At 32.9% G+C, this 1,975-nt stretch carries 2 protein-coding genes; both read left to right on the top strand.

All coding sequences use genetic code 11. The features are described 5' to 3' along the window. The first annotated feature begins 90 nt into the window (after positions 1 to 90). On the top strand, positions 91 to 1,308 hold the full coding sequence (locus AC1DTM_RS24260) for an aspartate aminotransferase family protein (RefSeq protein WP_477001085.1): 1,218 nt from the start codon (positions 91 to 93) through the stop codon (positions 1,306 to 1,308). A 313-nt stretch (positions 1,309 to 1,621) separates the two neighbouring features. Further along, positions 1,622 to 1,975 (top strand): MFS transporter (locus tag AC1DTM_RS24255; RefSeq protein WP_477001084.1); only part of this gene is annotated, 354 nt, incomplete at its 3' end.

Genomic DNA, 1,975 nt, shown 5'->3' with positions numbered 1-1,975 from the left:
ATTAAAATTTCAATCTTAAAAGTTAATTTAYAAATGATTGTATAGATAATGAATATAAAAAACGGGAAAAATAACTAGGAGGAATTTAACATGTCGGATTGGTTTCAATTAGATAAAGAATATATGATGCCTACGTATTGTCGCACGGAGGTTGCGATAGAAAGAGGAGAAGGTTGTAAACTGTATGATGTGGAGGGTAAAGAGTATTTAGATTTATTTTCTGGCGTAGGAGTAAACGTATTAGGATATAATCATCCTAAAATTGTGCAAACGACCATGGAGCAAGTTACGAAATCGTTGCATCTTCCATTTCATTTTTTAAATCCAGTTGCGATTGAGTATGCAAAGAGATTAGTTGATTGCTCTTTAAAAAATGGAAAAGTTTTTTTTACAAACTCTGGTACAGAAGCGACAGAAACGACATTAAAATTAATTGATAAATATAGATCTATTACGAATGAAGAACGTGAAGGAGTCGTTGTACTGAAAGATAGTTTCCACGGGCGAACATTAGGGGCTCTTCATTTTACGAGACAAGAAAATGTTTATCAAAATTTCCCGAAAACATCCATTCCTGTATATGAAGTGGAGCGTGAAAATATAAAGGAATTAGAAGATACAATTGTTAATGAACATCCCATTGCAATTATGCTAGAGCCTGTTTTAGGAAGCGGTGGGATCTATCCTTTATCAAGTGRATATTTAGAAGGGATTCAGCTCCTGTGTGAAAAGTATAATGTACTCCTCATAGTCGATGAAGTACAAAGTGGTATGGGCAGAACTGGAAAACTATTTGCTTATCAAAATTTTAATATTACACCAGATATTATTCAAATTGGTAAAGGGGCAGGGGGCGGGATACCGCTTGGAGGAATCATTGTAGGTGAAAAGTTATGTAATGTATTTTCACCAGGAGATCATGGAACAACGTTTGCTCATTCATCAATCGGAACGGCTTTAGGTTTAACGGTATTACAAACATTAATTGATGATGGTTTAATGCAAGAAGCATATGAAACGTCACAGTATTTCAATGAAAAACTGCAAGAAATTCAGAAAGAAAATTCTTATTATATTCAGGAAGTACGTCATGCTGGGATGATGTTTGGAATTAGTATGAATGATACGACTGAAAATGTGAAGAAATTACAGGTAGAATTAATGGATAAAGGGATGTTAGTCGATGTAACTCAAGGTAATATCATCCGTTTACTTCCTCCGTATATAATTACAAAAGAGGAAATTGATACATTTATTAATGAATTTATATTCGCTGTTCATAGTGTGGCAGCTATAGCAAGTGTTTAAGAATTTTGATGAAAATACAAATATAAAAAGTACCTTATTTATAATTCGTACAGGAAGAAAATAGGGACAAAAAATAAATTTATATATTAAAATAAAAAGCTGAAAAAGGCACTCATACAGCGCTTTTTCAGCTTTTTAAAATACTTAATTACTTAATCTAGAAAGAATCTAATTGGACAAATAATTAATTATGTGAAACAATAATAACAGATAAGGAGACGTTGCTTTTCCTTAAGTGCTTCGTATTGAATTTATTCTAGTAAGAGAAGGTGTGCTGAAAGAAGTTAAATTAAATAAGGGGCTGTTTTACTATATGCAACAAAATAATGATTTAAATTTTGAACCTCAAGACGTTAATATTGTCAATCCTAAACAAGCTAGGAAAGCAGTTGTTGCTACTGGCATTGGGAATGCAATGGAGTGGTTTGACTTTGGATTATACGCGTATTTAGCGGTAATATTAAGTCAATTATTCTTCTCAGGTGTGAATAATAGTGGTTTGCAACTTGTACTTACATTTGGTACATTTGCAGCGGCCTTTCTCGTTCGACCAATCGGAGGTATTTTCTTTGGTAGAATAGGAGACAAGTATGGCCGAAAGATCGTTTTAAGTACAACTATTATTTTAATGGCACTTTCTACATTATTCATCGCATTACTACCAACC

The sequence above is a fragment of the Bacillus sp. P4_D3 genome (genome assembly GCF_056401855.1).
This window is presented reverse-complemented; position numbering and strand designations above follow the sequence as displayed.